Origin of the sequence: Pseudomonas sp. SBT1-2, from assembly GCF_028640875.1 — a bacterium.
GTDB classification, from domain to species: domain Bacteria; phylum Pseudomonadota; class Gammaproteobacteria; order Pseudomonadales; family Pseudomonadaceae; genus Aquipseudomonas; species Aquipseudomonas chlororaphis_I.
On sequence record NZ_JAQZAA010000080.1, the window covers coordinates 44,370 to 64,514 of the forward strand.

A 20,145-nucleotide genomic window follows, 5' to 3' on the forward strand; every position below is an offset into this window, starting at 1 on the left:
CATGGGCAACCCTGGCCGCGTCTTGCAGCGGCCGGCATCGAAGACCTCAAAAAAAACCATTTCATATACTTAAATCAAGGTAATTCGATGCTTCCTAGCACTCGCGCCAGCGCCATGCGCAAGCTCCCGCTGGCCATCACCCTCGGTCTGGTTTCGTTGGCCACTCAACAAGCCTTCGCCCACGGGTATGTCGAAAGCCCAAAATCCCGTGCCTTCATGTGCTCCGCAACCGGCGGCAACCTCAACCGCGATTGCGGCCCCGTCACTTACGAGCCGCAAAGTGTCGAGTACTCGCCATCGGTCCAGCATCACTATCCCAAGGATTACTGCTCGGGCGACTTCACTAAATGCGGTCCGGCGAACGGCACCATCCCGGCGGGCGGCATCACCAGCTTCTCCCAACTCAACGAGCAGACGGCGACCCGCTGGCAGAAAACCACGATCAAGCCGGGCATGAATGAATTCACCTGGCATTATTCCGCCGGTCACGCCAGCGCCTACTACCAGTTCTACATCACCAAGAAAGACTGGAACCCGAACCAGCCGCTGACCCGCGACTCCTTCGAGATGACCCCGCTGCTCAATGAAAACGCAGGTGGCGTGCGTCCGCCAGCCGGTGGCAAGACCAAGCACAAGGTCAACATCCCGGCCGATCGCAGCGGTTACCACGTAATCCTGGCGACCTGGAAAATCGCCGATACCGCCGCCACCTTCTACCAGGCCATCGACGTCAACATCGACAACGATGGCGCGCCGATTCCTGACTGGAAGATCCTCGGCGCGGTGCAGCCTGAACAACTGCGTGTCGGCGACAAGGTCAGCACCCGCGTGTTCACCAATGCCGGCGAGCAACAGAACCGCCAGACCCGCCTGAGCATCGAGACCGCGGAACAGGCCCAGGCCAACACCTGGCCGTTCCTGTTGGCGCAGCAGGTCAACAAGGCCAATGCCGGCTACGTAATGGGCGAGCTCAACGCCAATAACGAAGTCGTGCCCAACTACGGCAAGAACACCCTGTACGCCAAGAACAACAGCGACGTGGTACGCGTGGAAATCCAGAAAGAGCAGCCGAGCATTCCTGGCGAGCTGAAGCTTTCCGGCCTGCAGGCCGAGTACACCCTGAAGGACAACGCCACCGACCTGCACTTCAACGCCATTGCCCAGGGCGGCAAGTACACCATCAGTTCGACGGTCTTCAATGGCAAGAACGAAAGCATCGCTCACGTGCAAGCCGAGCCTGGCAACAACACCCCGCACTTCTCCATCCCGCTGCGTAACGTCAGCGAAGGTGAGTACGACGTAGTGGTCGTGGCCAAGCCGGAAAAAGGCGAGCAACTGCAACAAAGCCAGCGCATCACCCTGAAAGCCGAGGAAGTGGGCGGCGGCGGTGATTACGACTTCGTCTTCCCCAAAGGCCTGACCGGCTACAAGGCCGGCACCAAGGTTTTGGCCAAGGACGGCAACGTCTATGAGTGCAAGCCGTTCCCTTACAGCGGCTACTGCATCCAGTGGAACGCCGGCGCCACTCAGTTCGAGCCTGGCGTTGGCAGCAACTGGAAGGACGCCTGGATTCGCAAGTAATCCATAACCTGACCAACCGCAGCGTGGTGCCTCGGCACCGCGTTGCGGACCTTGGGAATCGACATGAACCACCCTCACTACTCAAGACCGCGCAGGCTGCTGCACTGGTTGTTCGCCGCCGTTGTCCTGTGGGCAACCATCAGCGGCTACACCAGCGCCCTGTTGCAGCCTGCGCCCTCGGTCCGGCAGGCGATCGCCTTTATCAACGTCTCGCTGACCACCCTGCTGGTGCCGCTGTTCGTCCTGCGGCTGTTCTACCTCGTGCGCCACCCCGCTCCGCCGGCCCCTGCCCATCAGAGCGCGGGTGAACGCCGCCTGGTGCATGCCGGGCACGCCGCCCTGCTGGTCACCCTCGGCACCGTGCTGTTCAGCGGCGTGCTGATGATGTCGCGCCCGATCGACCTGTTCGGCCTGCAACTCCCGCAACCTTTGCAGGACCCGGCGGCCATCACCTTTTTCGAGGAGCTTCACCACTACAGCTGCATGGCCCTGGCCCTGCTGGTGGCCGGCCATATCGCCGCGGTGATCCTCCACCAACTGCGCGGCCATGGCGTGCTCAGACGCATGCTGCCGAAACGCCCATGAAGACGCTGCTCTCATGGCGCCCGCGTTGGCTCGGGCAACGCTGCCTGCTTCCCGCCAGCCTGGTCGCCCTGGGCCTGTGGCTGGCCTGGCTCGGCCTCGACAGCTGGACCTACCGGCAAGTGCTGGCGGGCCAGCCGGTGCCGGCCGCGGTACCGAGCGCCAGCGCCGAACAGCCGCTGCCCGCGCCCCTGGACGATCACAACATCGCCAGGGTCTTCGGCGCCGTGCCGGTCGAATTCGACAGCGCGCAGGCCAGCCTGCCGCTGGTCCTGCTCGCCAGCCTGCTGGGCAACCAGCCCGAGCAATCCAGGGCACTGATCCAGCATGCCGACAGCCGGGCCTTCTACTCCCCGGGCGAACGCCTGCCCGACGGCACGCTGCTCAAGAGCGTCAGCGCCGACCAGGTCGTGGTGCTGCGTAACGGCCGTGAACAGAACCTGCTGCTGCCCGGGCGCCAGATGCACCTGCTCAGCCCCCAGACACCCCCTCCGGAGGTCGCCGACCGAAAAGCCACGGCCCTTCTGCAAGCGATAGAGAACACACCATGAAACTGTCCAAGATTGCCGGCGCCGTGCTCAGCCTCGGCCTCCTGCTGAATGCCCTGCCCAGTAGCGCGGCCCTCACCACCCAGCGCCTGTGGACGCTGAACATGAAGGACGCCGAACTGCGCGACCTGGCCAGCGAAGTCGGGGAAATCACCGGCAAGACCCTGGTGGTCGATGCCCGCCTGCAAGGCAAGGTCAGCGTGCAATCGTCCAATGCCCTGGACAAGGACGGGATCTACTCGCTGTTCCTCAGCGTGCTGCGCAGCCAGGGTTTCGTCGCCCTGGACCAGGGCGACCGGGTGCTGATCGTGCCGGCGGTGGAAGCCAAGACCAAATCCAGCGAGCAATCGGGCGATGAGTTCGTGACCCGGGTCCTGGACCTGCGCAACGCCAACGCCGCGGAAATCTCCGGGGTGGTGCGCCCGCTGGTGAGCGACGACGCCTATGTCGCGCCCTCGGCCAGCTCCAACGCCCTGGTGGTTTCCGACAGCGCCAGCAACGTCGAGCGCATCCGCCAGGTGGTCAGCGAACTGGATCAGGCCGGCAATCGCTCGTTCAGCACCGTGGCCCTCAGGCATGCCTGGGCCAGCGACGTGGCCCGCACCCTGAACGAAAGCATCAGCCAGACGGGCAACGGCCCCAGCGACGCCAAGGCGGTGGGCGACGCCCGTAGCAACCGGGTGATCCTCGCAGGCAACGCCCAGGCCCGCCAGCGCATGGCCGAGCTGGTCAAGGCCATCGACGTGCCGAGCAATGCCAACGACAGCGCACGGGTGGTGCGCCTGCACCACAGCGATGCCAAGCAGCTGTCGAAGCTGCTCAACGGCATCGGCAAGCGCCTGGACGACGGCAATCGCGGTGGCGGCGAAGGCAAGGGCGGCGGTAGCTCGATACTGGTGAGCGCCGACGAAAGCCAGAACGCCCTGGTGCTGATGGCCGACCCGGCGCAACTGAGCATGCTCGACAAAGTCATCACCCAGCTGGACCAGCCACGGGCCCAGGTGCTGGTGGAAGCGGCCATCGTCGAAGTCAGCGGCGACATTAACGAAGCCCTCGGCGTGCAATGGGCGGCGCGCGCCGGCAATGTCGCCGGCGGCACCAACTTCAGCGGCACCGGGCTGTCGATCGGTACCCTGCTGGGGAATGGCAAGGACAAGAACATCACCCTGCCGGACGGCGCCATCATCGGCATCGGCACCAGCAATTTCGGTGCGCTGGTCACGGCCCTGTCCAGCGACTCCAAGAACAACCTGCTGTCCACCCCGAGCCTGTTGACCCTGGACAACGAAGCGGCGGAAATCCTCGTCGGCCAGAACGTGCCCTTCCAGACCGGCTCGTACACCACCGACACCGCCGGCGCCAGCAACCCCTTCACCACCGTGGAACGCCAGGACGTCGGCGTGACCCTCAAGGTGACGCCGCACATCAACGAGGGCAACACCCTGCGCCTGAAGGTCGAGCAGGAAAGCTCGGAACTGGCCAGCGCCCCGCCCGGCATCACCACCAGCGACGTGATCACCAACAAGCGTTCGGTGAAAAGCACCATCCTCGCCGACGACGGCCAGATCATCGTGCTCGGCGGCCTGATCAAGGACAACGTCAAGACCCAGGTCAGCAAGGTGCCGGTGCTGGGCAGCATTCCCCTGCTCGGCCGGCTGTTCACCAGCACCAAGGACGTCACCGAAAAGACCAACCTGATGGTCTTCCTGCGGCCGACCCTGGTGCGGGGCAGCGCCGATGCCGTCAACGTCAGCCAGCGCAAGTACAACGACCTGCGCAAGCTGCGTGCCAACGGTGACAGCCGCAGCGGCCTGGCCCTGCCGGCTGACTCGCGTCAACTGTTCGATGCCGCGCCGCAGGATGGGACCATCGACATGCGCGCCAGAGAGCCACGCCGATGAACCCGGTCGCGCGCCTGCCCTTCGGTTTCGCCAAGCGCCATGGGGTCCTGCTGGAGCCCATGGAGAGCGGCCTGCGGCTTTATTGCCGGGCCGACACGCCGGTGGAAATCCTCGCCGAGATCCGCCGCTGCCACGGCCCGCTGCGGGGCCACCGGATACTCGACACCGAGGCTTTCGCCCAGCGGCTGGCCGAGCAGTATCGCGACGGCCGCGACGACGCCATGCAAATGGCCGAGGGCCTGGGCGACCAGATCGCCGGCCAGGACGACCTGGCCAGCCTGGCCGAGCAACTGCCGCAGATCACCGACCTGCTGGAGCAGGAAGACGACGCGCCGATCATTCGCCTGATCAACGCGATCCTTGGCGAGGCGGTCAAGGTCAAGGCTTCGGATATCCACCTGGAAACCTTCGAGCAGCACCTGTCCGTGCGCCTGCGGGTCGACGGCCTGCTGCGCGAAGTGCTGCGCCCGCGCCGGGAACTGGCGGGCCTGCTGGTGTCGCGGATCAAGGTCATGTCCAAGCTCGACATCGCCGAAAAACGCATTCCCCAGGATGGCCGCATTGCCCTACGCATCGGCGGCCATGAAGTGGACGTGCGGGTCTCCACCCTGCCTTCGGCCTACGGCGAGCGGGTGGTGATGCGCCTGCTCGACAAACAGGCCGGGCGCCTGAACCTGGGGCGGCTGGGCATGGCCGAAGCGATCCGCGACAAACTGGAAGACGCCCTGCTGCGCCCCCACGGCATCCTGCTGGTCACCGGCCCCACCGGTTCCGGCAAGACCACCACGCTGTATGCCGGGCTCAGCAGCCTGAACAACCAGACCCGCAACATCCTGACCATCGAAGACCCGGTGGAATACCACCTGGCCGGCATCGGCCAGACCCAGGTCAACACCAAGGTCGACATGACCTTCGCCCGTGGCCTGCGCGCCATCCTGCGCCAGGACCCGGACGTGGTCATGGTCGGTGAAATCCGCGACCGGGAAACCGCCGACATCGCCGTGCAGGCCTCCCTCACCGGCCACCTGGTGCTGTCCACCCTGCACACCAACAGCGCCATCGGCGCCGTCACCCGCCTGCTGGACATGGGCATCGAACCCTTCCTGCTCTGCACCTCGCTGCTCGGCGTGGTCGCCCAGCGCCTGGTGCGGGTGCTCTGCATCGATTGCAAAAGCGCCGCGCCCGCCGACGCCGCGGCCTGCCACCAGTTGAACCTCGACCCGCAGCAGGCGCCGGTGCTCTACCACCCGGTCGGCTGCCCGGCCTGCCAGCACAGCGGCTATCGCGGCCGCCAGGGCATCTACGAACTGGTGCTGTTCGACGAACCGCTGCGCCAGCTGATCCACGAAGGAGCTGGCGAGGCCGCCTTGACCCACTACGCGCGCCAGCAGGCCCACAGCCTGTTCGCCGACGGCCGGGACAAGGTGCTGCAAGGCGTCACCAGCGTCGAAGAACTGCTACGCGTAACCCGGGAGCATTGACCGTGGCCGCCTACGAATACCTCGCGATGTGCAACGCCGGGCGCAAGACCCGCGGCGTGCAGGAAGCCGACAGCGCGCGGCAGGTCCGCCAACTGCTGCGTGAGCGCAATCTGATCGCCCTGCAGGTCAAGCCGGCCCGCGGGCAAAAGGACCATTCCGGCGCCGCGCTGACCAGCAACCAACGCCTCAGCCCGGCGCAACTGGCCTTGCTCACCCGCCAGCTGGCGACCCTGGTCCAGGCCTCGCTGCCGCTGGAAGAAGTGCTGGCCGCCGTCGCCGCGCAATGCTGCAAGCGCGCGCAGCAGAGCATGATGCTGGCGATCCGTGCGCGAGTGCTGGAAGGCCATGACCTGGCGCGGGCCATGGGCGAATACCCGCGCGCCTTCGCCTCGATGTACCGGGCCACGGTGGCCGCCGGCGAACGCGCCGGCCACCTGGCCCAGGTCCTGATGCAACTGGCCGACTACACCGAGGCCCGGCACGCCGCCCGCCAGCAGCTGCAACTGGCCATGCTGTACCCGAGCATCCTGCTGCTGGCGGCCTTCGGCATCGTCGGTTTCCTGCTCAGTTTCGTGGTGCCGGATGTGGTCAAGGTGTTCATCGACAGTGGCCAGCAACTGCCGGTGCTGACCCGCGGCCTGATCGCCACCAGCGACTTCGCCCGGGACTATGGCCTGGTCCTGCTGCTGATACTCGGCAGCCTCGCCGCCGGCCTGCGCGTGGCCCTGCGCAAGCCCGCCCTGGCCATGCGCTGGCACCAGGTCCAGCTGCGCTTGCCGGTGATCGGACGGGTCATCCAGGCCAGCAACAGCACTCGCTTTGTCAGCACCCTGGCGATTCTCGGACGCAGCGGCGTGCCACTTGTTGATGCCCTGGAGATTTCCGCCGAAGTGGTCGCCAACCAGCAGATTCGTACTCGTATGAAAGACGTGGCGCGTGCCGTGCGCGAAGGTAGCGGGCTGACCCGGGCCCTGGAACAGAGCGGCGATTTCCCGCCGATGATGCTGTACATGATCGCCAGCGGCGAGCGCTCGGGGGAACTGGACAGCATGCTCGAACGCGCTGCCCACCAGCAGCAGACCCAGCTGTCCAACGGCATCGCCATGCTGGTCGGGCTGTTCGAGCCGGCGATGCTGGTGTTCATGGGCGCCAGCGTGCTGGTCATCGTCCTGGCGATCCTGATGCCCATTCTCAACCTCAACCAACTCATCACCTGAAGAGCACACAACATGCGCAACCCTTCCCGCCAACGCGGCTTCACCCTGATCGAGATCATGGTGGTCGTGGTGATTCTCGGTGTCCTGGCCGCCCTGGTGGTCCCGCAGATCATGAGCCGTCCGGACCAGGCCAAGGTCACCGCCGCCCGCAGCGACATCAAGGCCGTGGCCACGGCCCTGGAAATCTACAAGCTCGACAACCACCACTACCCCTCGACCCAGCAGGGCCTGGAAGCCCTGGTGAAAAAACCGGCCGGCCTGCCGGCGGCCCTCAACTGGAACCCCGACGGCTACCTCAAGCGCCTGCCCAAGGATCCGTGGGGCAACCCTTACCAGTTCCTCGCCCCGGGTCGCGAAGGCTCGGCCTACGACCTGTACTCCTTCGGTGCCGACGGCCGCAACGGCGGCGACGGGACCAATGCCGACATCGGCAACTGGGAGCCTTGAAGTGCGCAAGCCAATGGCGGGGTTCACCCTGCTGGAGCTGCTGGTGGTCATGGTGATCATCGGCTTGCTGGCCGGCATGGTCGGGCTGGTCCAGAGCGACTCGGGCGGGCAGAAGGCCCGGCGCGAGGCCGAGCGCCTGCAAAACCTCATTGGCCTGCTGCGCGAAGACGCGGTACTGAACAACATCAACCACGGCCTGCGCCTGGAGCCGGACCATTACACAGTGCTGAGCCTCGACCGCGGCGGCCAGTGGCTGGAGGACAAGCGCTTCAAGGAACACCGGCTGCCCGGCGAGCTGCGCCTGAACCTGAAGGATCCTCGACCGCAGGGCAAGGAGCCGCAACTCTGGGTGCTGGCCAACGACCAGATCTCGCCCTTCAGCCTGCTGCTGGAATACCGCCAGCAGCCGCTGCTGTCGTTGTCCAGCGACGGAGTCGAGGAGGTGCGTCTTGCCCCGGTGCAATGAACAGGCAGGCTTCACCCTGCTGGAAGTGATGGTGGCCCTGGCCATTTTCGCCGTGCTGTCGCTGTCGCTCTACAGCGCCACCGAACACCTGATCGGCAACAACGGCGGCCTCAGCGAACGGACCCTGGCGCAATGGCTGGCGGACAACCGCCTGAACGAACTGCGCGCCGGCATGCGCCAGCCCCAGAGCCAGCGCCAGGAACCGATCCGCTTCGCCGGGCGCGACTGGCTGCTGACCAGTGAAACCGCCGCGGCACCCGACCCGCGCCTGCTGAAGATCGTGCTCGAAGTCTCCACCGACGCCCCCCTGCCCCGGCAACGCGCGCGCCTGGCGGGCTACCTGGAGGCCCGCCCATGAAACGCCCACAGCAGGGCTTCACCCTGCTCGAAGTGCTGATCGCCATGGCCCTGTTCAGCCTGCTCGGCCTGGCTTGCTATCAGTTGCTCGAACGCATGATCCACACCGACCAGCGGATTCATCAGCACGAACTGCAGCTACGGCGCCTGCAGCGTGCGGTGGGTATTTTCGAACGTGACCTGACCCAGGCCATCGCCTACCCGGTCAACGGCAGTTCGGCGCGCCAGGCGCTGATTGGCGAACCCGGGCGCATCCAGCTGGTACGCGGCGGCTGGAGCAATCCCTTGCAGCAGGCGCGCAACGACCTGCTGCTGGTCACCTATCGCTGGAACGACGGCCAATGGCTGCGCGAATACCGCAGCCCGGTGGATGGCCCCGACCTGTCCGGCACCGCCGCGCAACAGGTGCTGCTCGATGGCGTCCGGCTCGAACGCCTGCGCTACATCGATGACCAGGGTAAGGCCCATCCCAACTGGCCCATCGGCCAGGCGCCATTGAGCCTGCCCCAGGCCATTGAGCTGGAGCTCGACGCCCCGGGTTATCCCGGCCTGCGGCGGGTGATCCTGCTGCCGGGCTTCAAGGGGCTGGACCATGGTTAAGGCCTGTAGACAACGGGGCATCGCGCTGATCAGCGTGCTGCTGATCACCTCCCTGGCGACCCTGATCGTCAGTGACATGCTGGCTCGCCAGCGCCTGAGCCTGATCGGCAGCTCCAACCAGCTGTTGCAGCAACAACTGTGGCAACTGGCGCTCAGTGGCGAAGCCTGGGCCCGTGGCCAACTGCGCGACGACTGGTGCGATGGGCCGGAGCCCAAGCGCGTGCACCTGGGCCAGCGCTGGGCGCACAGCACGCCGACCTTCGACATCGACGGCGGGCGTATCCGCATCCAACTGCAAGACCTCAGCGCGCGCTTCAACCTCGGCACCCTGCGCACGCCCAACGACCGGATCAGCCGCCTGCGTTATCAACGCCTGCTGCAGGTACTCGGCCTGCCGCCCCACGACCCCAGGCGCCTGCCGCCGGTGCGTGGTTTCGACGGCAAGCCGCTGGCCTGGAACGACAGCAGCGAACTGATGCGCCTGGAAGGCGTCGACGCGGCGGCGATGGAGCGCCTGCGGCCCTGGGTCAGGACCACGCCGGGGGCCCTGAACCTCAACACCGCCCCGGCCGAACAACTGGCCAGCCTGGGCAAGCTCGACCTGGCCCAGGCCGTCGCCCTGGTGCAGGCGCGCCCCGCCGATGGCTACAAGACGGTGCAGGAGTTTCTCGACGCCCCCGTGCTGAAACAGCACGAGATCAACAGCCAGGGGCTCGACGTCAGCAGCCGCTATTTCCAGGCGGTGCTGGATGTCGAACTGGGCGATCGCCAATTGCGCCTGATCAGCCGCCTGCGCATCGAGCCGGACGGCCAGGTCAGCGTACTGCAGCGCACCCTCGCCGCCCCTTCCCGTTTTCCGGAGTAAACCCCATGCAAGCCTGGCTTTACCTCACCACCGTGAATGCAGACGACGACTCGCCCGTCACCTGGTGGCAAACCGACGGCGAGCCGGTGCACGGCACGCTGCAACAGGCGGCGGTACTGGCCGGCCGGCGCCTGACCCTGTTGCTGCCAGCCGAAATCGTCAGCCACCACCGCTTCGACGTACCGCCGCGCAGCGGCCGCTGGCTGCAGCAAGCCATCCATTCGGTACTGGAAGAACGGCTGCTGGACGACCCCGAGCAGTTGCATCTGGCCCGCGGGCCGTTACTGGCGCGTCGGCACTGCCGCCTGTTCGTCCTGCAACGCCAGTGGCTGGAACAACTATTGGAACGGCTGGCCCGCCATGGCCTGACGGCCGAGCGCATTCATGTCGATGCCGACTGCCTGCCGGACAACCAGGCACTGGCCCTGCGTTGCCACGACCGCTGGCTGATTGGCGGGGCCTGCCAGCAACGCCTGGCGCTCGACGACCAGACCCTCGAAGAGCTGGCCCCGCTGCTGCCCGACAACCTGCAACGCAGCGAGGAAACGCCCTGGCCGCTATTGGCCCGGGGCAGCGCGCAGGCCATCGACCTGCGCCAGGGCGCCTTCGCCCTGCGCAGCCCCTCGCGTACACCCTGGCGGGCGCTGCTGGCGATCCTGGCCATCGCCTGCGGCGCTCAAGTGGCACAGGACGCGGGCCAACGCTGGCTGTTGCAACACCAGACCGCCGAGGTGACCGAGGCCAGCCTGGAACTCTGGCGCCAACGCTTCCCCGACGAGCCGCGGGTGATCGACCTCGCCCGCCAGGTCCAGGCTCGTGCCCAGCAACCCGGCCAGCCCCAGCAAAGCCTGGCGCGCCGGCTCGACAACCTGGCCAGCCGATGGACCAACAGCGACGGCGGCGATACGCGGATCCGCCGGCTGGACTACCAACAGGCGCAAGGCTGGACCCTGCAAGTCAACGCGCCGGACTTTTCCACCCTCGAACGTCTGCGCGAAGCCCTCGCGCAGCAGGGCGCGAACGTCCAGGCCGACTCGGCCGTGCTCGCTCCCGACGGGGTCAGCGCCCGCCTGAAAATCACGGACTAAACCATGACCACCCTTTTCAATCGTTACTCGAACCGCTGGCAGCAGCTACCGGCCCGCGATCGCCTGGCCCTGAAGCTGCTCAGCCTGTTTCTGGCCGTGACGCTGTTCTGGACCCTGCTCTGGAATCCGCAGCGCCAGGCCTTGCGCCAGGCTGAACAGCAGTTTCAGGAGGCCCTACAGTTGCAAACCGATCTGCTCAAGCTCCCTTCGTCCACCCAGGCCCGCGGCCAACAGGCCAACAGCCGCACCCTGGCCGGGCTGATCACCGCCAGCACGGCCGCGGCCAACCTGAGCATCGAACGCATGGACAGCGAAGAATCAGGACGCCTCAATCTCAACCTGGGCGGCGCGCTGCAAGACCTGCTGACCTGGCTGGACGAGGTGGAAAACCAGGGCGTCAACCTGGTGTCGCTGCAATTGGAGGTCGACCCTCAGGCCCTGGTCCAGGCGCGCCTGACCCTGCAGGCGAACTGATCGCGCCCGCCGCTCAGCGGACGGGCTCCTCATCGACCCGCTCAGTGCCCAGCAAGCGCGGGCCCCAATCCTCGACCGCCGCCTGCTCGACCCGGCGCTCCAGGGTGCGGCGCCAGGAAGGCACCAGCGGCAGCTCCAGGCACAGACGAATCTCCTCCACTGCCACCTCGCGGGAAAACAGCACCGCGCTCAAGCGCGACAGCGGCCACTGCTCGAAGGGGCGCTCGACCTGCTGCAACACGTCCCCGGCGCTTACGCTGCCCGCTTCCAGCACCCGGTAATACCAGCCGGTGCGCCCGCTCTGCTGGACCCGCAGCGACATGTCTTTCACGGCAAAGCGGTCATTGAGTTTCCAGCACGGCATGCGTCCCTGGGACACCTCCAGCAACACGCTGCCCACCCGGACACGGTCGCCCAGGCAGACGTTCTGCTCGGTCCAGCCGTGGCTGCTGAAGTTCTCGCCAAAGGCGCCCGGCTGCTCCAGCAACGCGTGCGGCCCCAACTCAGCGGCCCAGGCGGCGTAATGCTCGCGGGGGTAGTGATGAATGGCTTTTTCCGTGCCGCCATGCACCCGCAGGTCGCCCTGCTCGTCGTCCAGCAGGCCCAGCGGACCGACCTGCAGACTGCCGGTGCGCGCGGTCTTGGCGATCGCGCTCATCGATCCCGGGCGGCTGTAGGCCACGGCGCGGCCGGCCAACAGCGCATCGAGGGTTATACGCTCAGGGGTCATTACCTTACTCCATGGTTTCATCGGCGAACTGATGTTCCCGGCAGATCAACTCAATGTCGGCAGGCGCCAGCGGCTCTTCGGTCAGGCCGCAGAAAGGCCCGCCCGCGACCTGTTGGTGAAAGCGGCAGGTCTTGCACAGGCCGAAGCTCGGCACGTCCTGGGTGCGCTGCACGTTGCGCAGCAGCTCGCCGAGCAAGTGCTCCAGCTCCCTGGCCTGCCCGCCCATGCGTTGCGCGGCGGTCTCGAGGAACGCCGGCGGCATCACTTCCGCCAGCAGGGTCCTGGCTTGCTCGGTCAGCAGCAGGTGCACGCTGCGTTTGTCCCGGGCGTCCTGGCTTTTGCTGATCAGGCCCTTGGCTTCCAGCGCCTTGAGCGACTGCGACACCGTGCCTTTGGTCAGGCCCAGGTAATCGGCCACCGCCAGCGGTGTATTGGAATAGCCGTTGCAGCGCGCCAGGTACAGCAGCGCGCTCAACTGGATCGGCTGGATATCCGCCAGCAGCGGGTGCTCGCGGAACCAGACGCGGGTCAGGCTGCTAAGCCTTTCAAGCAAATCGAACAGCACAGGGGCATTTCCCGGATCAATGTCTGCGATAAATAGTATCGAATAAAAACTATATTGACAAAGACCTGAGCCGGTGAAAATCTAAATACAGTATCGATCCGATACTTTTATTGGAGACTCAGCCCATGACACACGCTCGTTACTACCACGCTGGTTGCCCGGTTTGCGTCGAGACGGAACAGACCCTGCTGGAACTGCTGGACCCGCAAATCAAAGTGGAAATCGTCCACCTCGGCCAGGCACCCGCGCGGATCGCCGAGGCCGAAGCCGCCGGGGTCAAATCGGTACCGGCCCTGGTGGTCGCGGACAAGGTCCTGCACCTGAACTTCGGTGCGGCCCTGGCCGACCTCAAGTAGATCCGCTCGCCAGCGCCCTCCTGACGAGGCGCTGGCGCCCTTCCTTTTTCGACGGATGAAACCGCCATGAACGTGAAAGTCTTCGACACCCATGTGCGCACCCGCGCAGGCCATTACCTGCACTTCGACGTGCTGACCGAAACCCATGACGCCGCCCTGGCCCGGCAATATGCCTTTGCCTGGCTGGACAGCCTGGGCGTGCGGGAAAGCGACGTATCGCAGAACGAATGCCGCTTCTGCCACAGCCGGATCGGCGATCCCCAGGTGATGCAAGACATCGCCCGCCAAGGCTATTTCATCATTCCACTGCAAGGTTTCCAGACAGCGGGCTTCGAGGCGACCGGCCTGGAGGTGAGCGGATGAACGCCTATAAACCACTGGACTGCGACCTGCACGACTACCTGGAAATCGCCTGCATGCATGGTTACCGGCTGCTGGTGGAACGGGTCGATGGCAGCCAGTTCGAAGCGCTCGGCAAGACCACCCGCACCAGCGCCAATGGCGAAGAATTCTTCTGCCTGGAGGACGCCGAAGGTCCGCTCGAAATACGCCTCGACCAGCTGCTGGCGATTACCCCGCTGGATGCCAAGCGCAGCTTCGGACGCATCCTGCTGGCCGGGCAACACTGCTCGATCTGACTCGACGAGCGCCTTGGCCAAGGGAAAAAAAAGCGCCGACATCGCTGTCGGCGCCCTTTCGTTCACGGCATGCACTCAGGCTTTTTGGGTCCGCGGCAGGAAGATCGCCAGCAGGCCGAACAGCGGCAGGAACGAGCACAGGAAGTACACGTACTCGATGCCGTGGATGTCCGCCAGGTGGCCCAGCAGCGCCGCGCCGATCCCGCCGAAACCGAACATCAGGCCGAAGAACACCCCGGCGATCATGCCGACATTGCCCGGCACCAGCTCCTGGGCGTAGACCACGATGGCCGAGAACGCCGACGCCAGGATGAAGCCGATCACCACGCTGAGCACGCTGGTCCAGAACAGGTCGACATGGGGCAGCAGCAAGGTGAACGGCGCCACGCCGAGGATCGAGAACCAGATCACCGCCTTGCGCCCGATCTTGTCGCCGATCGGCCCGCCGAAGAAGGTCCCGGCCGCCACCGCGCCGAGGAAGAGGAACAGGTGCAGCTGCGAGCTGGCCACCGACAGGTCGAACTTCTCGATCAGGTAGAAGGTGAAGTAGCTGGTGAAGCTGGCCATGTAGAAATACTTGGAGAACACCAGCAGCCCCAGCACCACCAGGGCGCTGAGCACCCGCCCCTTGGACAGCCCGTGGGTCGCCGCCTGGCCCTGCTTGAGCTTGAACAGCTTGAGGTGGCTGGCGTACCAGCGGCTGATGGCGTAGAGCAGCCCCAGGGCGAACACCGCGAACAGGCCCATCCAGGCCACATTGCCCTGGCCGAAAGGAATGATGATCGCCGCCGCCAGCAGCGGGCCGAAGGCGGTGCCGGCGTTGCCACCGACCTGGAAGCTCGATTGCGCCAGGCCGTAGCGCCCACCGGAAGCCAGCCGCGCCACCCGCGAGGCTTCCGGGTGGAAGGTCGAGGAGCCGACGCCGATCAGCCCCGCCGCCAGCAGGATCAAGGCAAAGCTGCCGACCTGGGACATCATCAGAATGCCGATCAGGGTGCAGACCATGCCCACCGGCAGCAGGTACGGCTTGGGATGGCGGTCGGTGTAATAACCGACCCAGGGCTGCAGCAGCGAGGCCGTGAGCTGGAAGGTCAGGGTAATCAGGCCGACCTGGGTGAAGGTCAGGCCGTAGCTGGCCTTGAGCATCGGGTAGATCGCCGGCAGCACCGCCTGGATCAGGTCGTTGATCAAATGCGCCAGCGCCACCGCGCCGATGATACGCAGTACCAGAGGGCTGCTTTGAGAGGCCGCGGGAGTCGCCACGGAGGCGGACTGAAGGTTGCTGAGAGCCATGAGAGTTTCCGTACAGCAGATGGATGCGCAGTTGCAGGGGTGGCCAATGTGCCATTTTTCGGTGCGCCGCGGCTATCCCCTTAGCTTGCTAACGACTTGAATATTTCGCTTGATGCGCAGCACAACAAGCATCGAAGCCTGCGTTCCGCAACACAGCCGACGCAAACCGGCCAATACGGGGTAGCGACTAAAATGCGGGTCAGGGGTCACGACCGCTGCACGCGCAATCGCAGGATGCACTGGCGGCTACAGGAGGGAATTGGATAAACGGTTGATAGCGTAGATAATTTTTTTATAAAAAGCGCTTGACGCCTTACCGTTCTACGCGAATAATGCGCGCCACTTGGCTACATAGCTCAGTTGGTTAGAGCATAGCATTCATAATGCTGGGGTCCGGGGTTCAAGTCCCTGTGTAGCCACCAAGTACCGATTCACAGATGTCTCTAGATGTCTCTGAATCAAAACAAGAAGCCCGCCTAGTGCGGGCTTTCTTGTTTCTGGCTATCCCTCCTTGTATCCCCCTATACCTTCCCTCTGTGTATCCTCGGCAAATAATTGAACCGAAGGGATACAGGTCAGATGAAGCGTTCAGAGATAAAGCGCCGCCCCCTCTCCGATACCGCATTGGCCGGGCTAGAGCCTGACGCCAAGGAGTATCGCGAACTCGACGGGAACAGCCTTTATTTCCGCGTGAAAACTGACGGTCAGAAGTCCTGGCAGCTCCGGTACAAGAAGCCTGACGGGAAATGGTCATGGCTCGGGCTGGGTGGTTATCCCGATGTGAGCGGGTCGCTGGCCAGGCAGAAAGCTGCCGAGCTGCGCGCGGACGCTGCTGATGGAAAGAACCCGATCATTACCAAGCAGGCTCGCAAGAAAGCGGAAAGGAGCACTGCCGCCGAAACATTCGAGCCGCTGGCAAGAGAGTGGTACACGTCACGACTCACCAACTGGGATGCGGGCACGTCCAAGCGAATCATGGGCGCCTTCGAGCGTCATGTTTTCCCCGTGTTCGGTAAGCGACCCTACGCAGAGATCACCCCTCTCGAGTGGATGGAGTTTCTGCGAGGCATGGAGCAGCAGGGAATCCTCGAGCAGATGAGCCGGGTTCGCTCGTACTGCAGAGACGTCTACGACTTGGCCAGGGTGACCGGCCGCGCGACTCACAACCCGCTTGAAGGCCTTCAGAAGTACCTCCAATCAGGTAAGGCAGAGAACTACGCTCACGTGTCGCCGGAGGAACTGCCATGCCTGATCCGCGCGATAGCAGCCTACCCTCATGCCCATGATGTGCGCCTCGGCCTGCGACTGCTGAGTCTCTTCGCCGTGCGACCTAGCGAATTGCGCGAGGCACGGTGGTCTGAATTCGATTTTGCCAAGAAAATTTGGACGATCCCCGTCGAGCGTAAAGGACGCAAGAAAGGCCTTGAGCACTTGGTACCGCTTTCCACTCAAGCGATCGCCGCGCTGGAGGAACTGCGTCATTACACCGGCAGCTATCCCCTTCTCTTCCCGGGCCGGAGCGACCACACCAAGCCGCGCAGCGACACGGTGTTCCTCATGGCTCTGCGTCGGATGGGATACGAAGGTCGGCAAACGGGCCATGGGTTCCGGCATATTGCATCGACGGTGCTCAACGAAAACGGTTTCGACGAGAACCATATCGAGGCCCAGCTTTCGCACAAAAAACCCGGCGTCGCAGGCGTTTACAACAAGGCGCAGTACCCGGCTCGTCATGAGTCTAGTCGCTCCGCAGGGCCAAGAAGGCCAACTAGATTGACCGTTAGTCGGCCTACATCGCGCGTGGTAACCACTAAAGGTAACCACTTCGCCTGGTTACTCTCCGTCGGCCGGTATCCACTTTGGCATCCATGATTCAGGTCATTCCAGCCCGAATTCTGGAGATTTCGACCAGACACAATGAGCCCCAAAAACTAGTCGTTTCCGTCCGATCAACAGATTCGACGGTCGGTACTGAACGCGAAGTGAGAAATTTTGAGAACACGCTACAATCACCAGCACGAGGCACCCGCTAGCCTCGTAAACGCCTTACGCAATCATCGTTTCTCGTGATCTCCGTGAGCAGGATCGAGAAATAAAAAGGACACATGGCATGGGCCGGTGTCGAATTTATAGGCCAACCAGAATTTAGGGAGGTAAACATGGCTAAGAATTTTTTGGATTTGAAGACCGATCCAAGTCTGTTGTGTGCGCTCCATGGGGCCTCACAGCATAAGCAGACTGCTGCCGAGATGCTGGAACAGCGTGTTTCGTTCGTATACGGCTCGGTGAGCTCTAATAACGGCGTCACTCGTGAGCAAGTTCGCAAGTTAATTCTGGAGCAGGAAGGAGTCGAAGGGGAAACACGTTGATCCTCTTCGAGCTCTGCGGGAACACTGAGCAAAACCCAATCTATCGCGAGCTGGAAGTCTCTAATGGCAACCGGCAGTATGATTTTTTGCGGTCTATAGTCGGCGCTGCACTGGCTGTAGACCGCGCATTCCTATCAAACCACATCATCAAGGCATTGAACTTTCAGGCTATCACTTGCCTGCATACGAATGCCGGTGAGTATCGCCCTTGCCAAGTCGTCGTAGGCAACCATAGGCCTCCAGAACACTACCGTGTCGAGGCCCTAATGGACGATTTTGTGAATATGGTGAATAGGGACTGGGAGCAGTCCGACCCAGTTGCGCTGGCAGCGCTCGTACTATGGCGACTGAACCACATTCACCCGTTCATCAATGGCAACGGCCGCACTGCTAGGGCTGCCTGCTATTTCGTGTTGTGTGTGAAAGCAGGGGGATGGCTACCTGGCGCCACGATACTTCCAGAGCTGATTCGGCGCGACCGGGCTGAATACGTTGATGCATTGCGCCTCGTGGATGAGTCTGTCACCCAAGGAGCGCGGGATCTAAGCCCACTGCATGAACTGTTGTCCAAGCTCATCCGAGAACAACTCGCTACGCAGCCAGCTCCCGCCGATGACCAGCCTGATTAACCGCCCCCGCCAGCGACCCAGTGGAGAGTTTTCGGACGCCCTAAAAAGGGAATAGACGCCCATGCCGGCGACTTGTAACTGGGCAGGCTGTTACAGCCCCTGTTACAGCAAAATACGCTGTTTCACCCAACGCACCACGCACAGATTTCGCGCCCTCTGTGCTGCGTGAAAAGCCACAAGTACGTAGGCCGGTACGCAACTTTGGTACGCGCTTTGCTGCGCGTACCGTACCAGTTCGCACCTTTGGTTCGCGCCCGCTAATGCAAACCTTGCTGTCGGTTACCGGCGTGGTTACCGCAAAAAGTTACCAGAACGATCGGTTGCCAAGCGCTAGGTTTCCACTGTGGTTGCCAGCGAAAGTTGCCAATCAGGACTGGCAACCAGGAAGCCGGTGGCATTTTCAACTGGGCCAAATCTGGCTACTCGATTAACTCTGGCTGCTTATGGGCCGATCACGAGAGTTCAGATCAGTGTTCCAGCGCTAGCTGTAGTATCTAGGCTGAAGATGGGTACCTCACCCGTTTGCGGCATCGATCCGATCGGGGCACCACTGTCTACCCAGGCCTTGAAATCTTGCTTACAGCAGTAATAAACGATTGTGGGAATAGGCCAATAGTTGGGAGATTGCATAGCTAGAGCCGAAACAGAAACCCTGTCTAGCGGGCGGCTTCGCAGCGAATCATATCCGGCACTAGCGAAGTAGCTCTTGACCAATGGGAGCAAATCGTCCTCTTTTCCGAGCCGAGGATGCTGAAAATACCAGCCATAATTTTTGAAGACTTGAGCCAAGCGCTCCGCCAGTCCAAAGACAAATGATGGCAGGACAGAAAGCGCTCTGCATGAATCGCCTAAAATTTCCAACGTGAGAGGTGAGTCGCCGCTTTCAATCTTTGCCCAGGCGCTCGGAGTGATTCCTACACAGTCGGCGATCAAGCCCGGGTGAGTATTATTTTCAAGACGGATCTCTCTAAGCGTGAGCAGGATTAAAGTGGTGCTGCTGGCGTTATATTGCATGGGAAATCGGCGATCCTGGCTGAGTGGAGTGTGTCCTTACGAGAAATGTAAGCTCCTTGAGATAACGTTCAAGATAAATCTTCCCCTCTCCGCGAAGGCTCGAGACTGGAAGGGTCATCTGGAAAGTTTGGGGAGAGACACTCATGTGGGTGCCTGACTTCAATAAGGTTAAATGACTCAGGTCTGGCTGCGAAACACCACCATTTAAGTGTTCGATTCATCAGTTGATCGTCCCTTCAAAAAATGGGTGGTAAAAATGCCACTCCGTGGCATTTTTACCACCTCATACCGATGTGGAGTTGGCCAGAATTGATCCTGCGCCGGCTATACACAACCCCCTGGGCATCGACCACTTTTAGCGACTTGAAACGCTCGTCGGCGAGTGAGCATTGAGCAGTTTGTTCATGCCCCGATCGGACCAGCGCTGCTACGCTTTCATTTTTCTCGAATGGAGTCGAAGCCATGCCCACCCCTGAATACTCCAGATGTCCTTGAGCGCATGTATCACAACCAACTCGCCCTGGAAGCCGCGCTAATGGAGCTGACCTTACTTGTCGAAAGCCATAGCGATCCAGCCAACTGACGGTCTCCATGCGTTTGCCGCAGTCACGACAGCCAACACGTCTGAGCAAAACGCTGAGGCGCACTGCACGGCCGAGAATGGGCAAATCACGAACGACTCGCTCGCAATACTCGTGAGTGGTTGAACAGGGCTTTTGGCATCCACCACAGGAAGGGAATCGGGTGGTGTGGGGCGTCAGATCGATCTGTAGGGCATCGCCATCAGGCTTGATCGTGACGACAGAAAAGCCCTCCCAAAAAGGAAGGAAAGTATTAATATCGTGCATAAGAACGCCGGTTTTTTAGATGTGTTTGCTCGCACGAACATCATCAATCAAATCGGCGTTCTTGTTTCTGTGTTTCCCGGAATTCCGTGAAGAACC

At 63.0% G+C, this 20,145-nt stretch carries 23 protein-coding genes, 1 tRNA gene and 1 pseudogene; 20 read left to right on the top strand and 5 right to left on the bottom strand.

The annotated features are described in order from the left end of the window. The first annotated feature begins 87 nt into the window (after positions 1 to 87). The 13 genes from gbpA to gspM all read left to right on the top strand — a co-directional run bounded on the left by gbpA (position 88) and on the right by gspM (position 11,607). A complete protein-coding gene (gbpA, locus tag PVZ78_RS14230; protein WP_273828853.1) occupies positions 88 to 1,581 on the top strand; it encodes an N-acetylglucosamine-binding protein GbpA in 1,494 nt (497 codons plus the stop codon). Between the two features lie 63 nt (positions 1,582 to 1,644). Then, positions 1,645 to 2,166 (top strand): cytochrome b, encoded by a 522-nt coding sequence (locus PVZ78_RS14235; protein WP_273828854.1) that lies wholly within the window; start codon positions 1,645 to 1,647, stop codon positions 2,164 to 2,166. Beyond that, complete coding sequence (locus PVZ78_RS14240) at positions 2,163 to 2,714, top strand: type II secretion system protein N (RefSeq protein WP_273828855.1); 552 nt, start codon at positions 2,163 to 2,165, stop codon at positions 2,712 to 2,714. Before PVZ78_RS14235 ends, PVZ78_RS14240 begins: the two co-directional genes overlap by 4 nt. After that, on the top strand, positions 2,711 to 4,612 hold the full coding sequence (gene gspD, locus PVZ78_RS14245; RefSeq protein ID WP_273828856.1) for a type II secretion system secretin GspD: 1,902 nt from the start codon (positions 2,711 to 2,713) through the stop codon (positions 4,610 to 4,612). The genes PVZ78_RS14240 and gspD overlap by 4 nt, the downstream gene beginning before the upstream one ends. Further along, a complete protein-coding gene (gene gspE / locus PVZ78_RS14250) occupies positions 4,609 to 6,093 on the top strand; it encodes a type II secretion system ATPase GspE (RefSeq protein ID WP_273828857.1) in 1,485 nt (494 codons plus the stop codon). The genes gspD and gspE overlap by 4 nt, the downstream gene beginning before the upstream one ends. A 2-nt stretch (positions 6,094 to 6,095) precedes the next feature. Continuing rightward, on the top strand, positions 6,096 to 7,310 hold the full coding sequence (gspF, locus tag PVZ78_RS14255; RefSeq protein WP_273828858.1) for a type II secretion system inner membrane protein GspF: 1,215 nt from the start codon (positions 6,096 to 6,098) through the stop codon (positions 7,308 to 7,310). Positions 7,311 to 7,322: 12 nt separating this feature from the next. Next, the gene (gene gspG / locus PVZ78_RS14260; protein ID WP_009050803.1) at positions 7,323 to 7,757 is read left to right on the top strand and encodes a type II secretion system major pseudopilin GspG; all 435 of its coding nucleotides are present in this window, start codon (positions 7,323 to 7,325) and stop codon (positions 7,755 to 7,757) included. Between the two features lies 1 nt (position 7,758). Continuing rightward, positions 7,759 to 8,223, top strand: coding sequence for a type II secretion system minor pseudopilin GspH (gene gspH, locus PVZ78_RS14265; protein ID WP_273828859.1), 465 nt, complete (start codon positions 7,759 to 7,761; stop codon positions 8,221 to 8,223). Beyond that, on the top strand, positions 8,207 to 8,581 hold the full coding sequence (gspI, locus tag PVZ78_RS14270; protein ID WP_273828860.1) for a type II secretion system minor pseudopilin GspI: 375 nt from the start codon (positions 8,207 to 8,209) through the stop codon (positions 8,579 to 8,581). Before gspH ends, gspI begins: the two co-directional genes overlap by 17 nt. After that, on the top strand, positions 8,578 to 9,180 hold the full coding sequence (gene gspJ, locus PVZ78_RS14275; RefSeq protein ID WP_273828861.1) for a type II secretion system minor pseudopilin GspJ: 603 nt from the start codon (positions 8,578 to 8,580) through the stop codon (positions 9,178 to 9,180). The genes gspI and gspJ overlap by 4 nt, the downstream gene beginning before the upstream one ends. Next, positions 9,173 to 10,045: a type II secretion system protein GspK gene (locus tag PVZ78_RS14280; protein WP_273828862.1), complete on the top strand. Its 873-nt coding sequence runs from the start codon at positions 9,173 to 9,175 to the stop codon at positions 10,043 to 10,045. Before gspJ ends, PVZ78_RS14280 begins: the two co-directional genes overlap by 8 nt. Before the next feature lie 5 nt (positions 10,046 to 10,050). Continuing rightward, positions 10,051 to 11,133, top strand: coding sequence for a type II secretion system protein GspL (gene gspL, locus PVZ78_RS14285; protein ID WP_273828863.1), 1,083 nt, complete (start codon positions 10,051 to 10,053; stop codon positions 11,131 to 11,133). A gap of 3 nt (positions 11,134 to 11,136) precedes the next feature. Continuing rightward, entirely contained in the window at positions 11,137 to 11,607 is a 471-nt protein-coding gene (gene gspM, locus PVZ78_RS14290) for a type II secretion system protein GspM (RefSeq protein WP_041984181.1), read from the top strand. A 13-nt stretch (positions 11,608 to 11,620) separates the two neighbouring features. Here the strand turns inward: gspM and PVZ78_RS14295 are convergent, their stop codons facing one another. Together PVZ78_RS14295 and PVZ78_RS14300 are read right to left on the bottom strand one after the other, a co-directional pair. After that, positions 11,621 to 12,337, bottom strand: a complete 717-nt coding sequence (locus PVZ78_RS14295; RefSeq protein WP_273828864.1) for an MOSC domain-containing protein — start codon at positions 12,335 to 12,337, stop codon at positions 11,621 to 11,623. Positions 12,338 to 12,341: 4 nt separating this feature from the next. Further along, positions 12,342 to 12,902 (bottom strand): MarR family winged helix-turn-helix transcriptional regulator, encoded by a 561-nt coding sequence (locus PVZ78_RS14300; RefSeq protein ID WP_009050811.1) that lies wholly within the window; start codon positions 12,900 to 12,902, stop codon positions 12,342 to 12,344. Between the two features lie 125 nt (positions 12,903 to 13,027). On the opposite strand from PVZ78_RS14300, the gene PVZ78_RS14305 reads away from it, so the two are divergent. The 3 genes from PVZ78_RS14305 to PVZ78_RS14315 all read left to right on the top strand — a co-directional run bounded on the left by PVZ78_RS14305 (position 13,028) and on the right by PVZ78_RS14315 (position 13,896). Further along, positions 13,028 to 13,258, top strand: coding sequence for a thioredoxin (locus PVZ78_RS14305; RefSeq protein WP_009050812.1), 231 nt, complete (start codon positions 13,028 to 13,030; stop codon positions 13,256 to 13,258). A gap of 66 nt (positions 13,259 to 13,324) precedes the next feature. Further along, positions 13,325 to 13,621, top strand: a complete 297-nt coding sequence (locus PVZ78_RS14310) for a DUF2024 family protein (protein ID WP_124302152.1) — start codon at positions 13,325 to 13,327, stop codon at positions 13,619 to 13,621. Continuing rightward, positions 13,618 to 13,896 (top strand): Rho-binding antiterminator, encoded by a 279-nt coding sequence (locus tag PVZ78_RS14315; RefSeq protein ID WP_041984178.1) that lies wholly within the window; start codon positions 13,618 to 13,620, stop codon positions 13,894 to 13,896. The genes PVZ78_RS14310 and PVZ78_RS14315 overlap by 4 nt, the downstream gene beginning before the upstream one ends. 75 nt (positions 13,897 to 13,971) lie before the next feature. Here the strand turns inward: PVZ78_RS14315 and PVZ78_RS14320 are convergent, their stop codons facing one another. Beyond that, on the bottom strand, positions 13,972 to 15,189 hold the full coding sequence (locus tag PVZ78_RS14320) for an MFS transporter (RefSeq protein ID WP_273828865.1): 1,218 nt from the start codon (positions 15,187 to 15,189) through the stop codon (positions 13,972 to 13,974). Between the two features lie 345 nt (positions 15,190 to 15,534). Between PVZ78_RS14320 and PVZ78_RS14325 the strand changes: the two genes are divergently transcribed. The 4 genes from PVZ78_RS14325 (at position 15,535) to PVZ78_RS14340 (ending at position 18,187) form a co-directional block, all read left to right on the top strand. Further along, a tRNA-Met gene (locus PVZ78_RS14325) sits at positions 15,535 to 15,611 on the top strand. A gap of 157 nt (positions 15,612 to 15,768) precedes the next feature. Continuing rightward, a complete protein-coding gene (locus PVZ78_RS14330; protein WP_232788596.1) occupies positions 15,769 to 17,061 on the top strand; it encodes a tyrosine-type recombinase/integrase in 1,293 nt (430 codons plus the stop codon). A 287-nt stretch (positions 17,062 to 17,348) separates the two neighbouring features. Next, entirely contained in the window at positions 17,349 to 17,558 is a 210-nt protein-coding gene (locus tag PVZ78_RS14335; protein ID WP_096822699.1) for a hypothetical protein, read from the top strand. Beyond that, positions 17,555 to 18,187, top strand: a complete 633-nt coding sequence (locus tag PVZ78_RS14340; protein WP_096822698.1) for a Fic family protein — start codon at positions 17,555 to 17,557, stop codon at positions 18,185 to 18,187. Before PVZ78_RS14335 ends, PVZ78_RS14340 begins: the two co-directional genes overlap by 4 nt. A 462-nt stretch (positions 18,188 to 18,649) precedes the next feature. Here the strand turns inward: PVZ78_RS14340 and PVZ78_RS14345 are convergent, their stop codons facing one another. Beyond that, complete coding sequence (locus PVZ78_RS14345; RefSeq protein WP_157832221.1) at positions 18,650 to 19,201, bottom strand: helix-turn-helix domain-containing protein; 552 nt, start codon at positions 19,199 to 19,201, stop codon at positions 18,650 to 18,652. 563 nt (positions 19,202 to 19,764) lie between these two features. Continuing rightward, positions 19,765 to 20,049 (bottom strand): annotated as a pseudogene (locus PVZ78_RS14350) (transposase family protein); the annotation flags it as partial. Positions 20,050 to 20,145 lie beyond the last annotated feature (96 nt).

Bases quoted from the DNA above. Each gene is read 5' to 3' on its own strand.
- gbpA (WP_273828853.1), top strand. From the start codon at position 88: ATGCTTCCTAGCACTCGCGCCAGCGCCATGCGCAAGCTCCCGCTGGCC.
- PVZ78_RS14235 (WP_273828854.1), top strand. From the start codon at position 1,645: ATGAACCACCCTCACTACTCAAGACCGCGCAGGCTGCTGCACTGGTTG.
- PVZ78_RS14240 (WP_273828855.1), top strand. From the start codon at position 2,163: ATGAAGACGCTGCTCTCATGGCGCCCGCGTTGGCTCGGGCAACGCTGC.
- gspD (WP_273828856.1), top strand. From the start codon at position 2,711: ATGAAACTGTCCAAGATTGCCGGCGCCGTGCTCAGCCTCGGCCTCCTG.
- gspE (WP_273828857.1), top strand. From the start codon at position 4,609: ATGAACCCGGTCGCGCGCCTGCCCTTCGGTTTCGCCAAGCGCCATGGG.
- gspG (WP_009050803.1), top strand. From the start codon at position 7,323: ATGCGCAACCCTTCCCGCCAACGCGGCTTCACCCTGATCGAGATCATG.
- gspJ (WP_273828861.1), top strand. From the start codon at position 8,578: ATGAAACGCCCACAGCAGGGCTTCACCCTGCTCGAAGTGCTGATCGCC.
- PVZ78_RS14280 (WP_273828862.1), top strand. From the start codon at position 9,173: ATGGTTAAGGCCTGTAGACAACGGGGCATCGCGCTGATCAGCGTGCTG.
- gspL (WP_273828863.1), top strand. From the start codon at position 10,051: ATGCAAGCCTGGCTTTACCTCACCACCGTGAATGCAGACGACGACTCG.
- gspM (WP_041984181.1), top strand. From the start codon at position 11,137: ATGACCACCCTTTTCAATCGTTACTCGAACCGCTGGCAGCAGCTACCG.
- PVZ78_RS14295 (WP_273828864.1), bottom strand. From the start codon at position 12,337: ATGACCCCTGAGCGTATAACCCTCGATGCGCTGTTGGCCGGCCGCGCC.
- PVZ78_RS14305 (WP_009050812.1), top strand. From the start codon at position 13,028: ATGACACACGCTCGTTACTACCACGCTGGTTGCCCGGTTTGCGTCGAG.
- PVZ78_RS14310 (WP_124302152.1), top strand. From the start codon at position 13,325: ATGAACGTGAAAGTCTTCGACACCCATGTGCGCACCCGCGCAGGCCAT.
- PVZ78_RS14315 (WP_041984178.1), top strand. From the start codon at position 13,618: ATGAACGCCTATAAACCACTGGACTGCGACCTGCACGACTACCTGGAA.
- PVZ78_RS14320 (WP_273828865.1), bottom strand. From the start codon at position 15,189: ATGGCTCTCAGCAACCTTCAGTCCGCCTCCGTGGCGACTCCCGCGGCC.
- PVZ78_RS14330 (WP_232788596.1), top strand. From the start codon at position 15,769: ATGAAGCGTTCAGAGATAAAGCGCCGCCCCCTCTCCGATACCGCATTG.
- PVZ78_RS14335 (WP_096822699.1), top strand. From the start codon at position 17,349: ATGGCTAAGAATTTTTTGGATTTGAAGACCGATCCAAGTCTGTTGTGT.
- PVZ78_RS14345 (WP_157832221.1), bottom strand. From the start codon at position 19,201: ATGCAATATAACGCCAGCAGCACCACTTTAATCCTGCTCACGCTTAGA.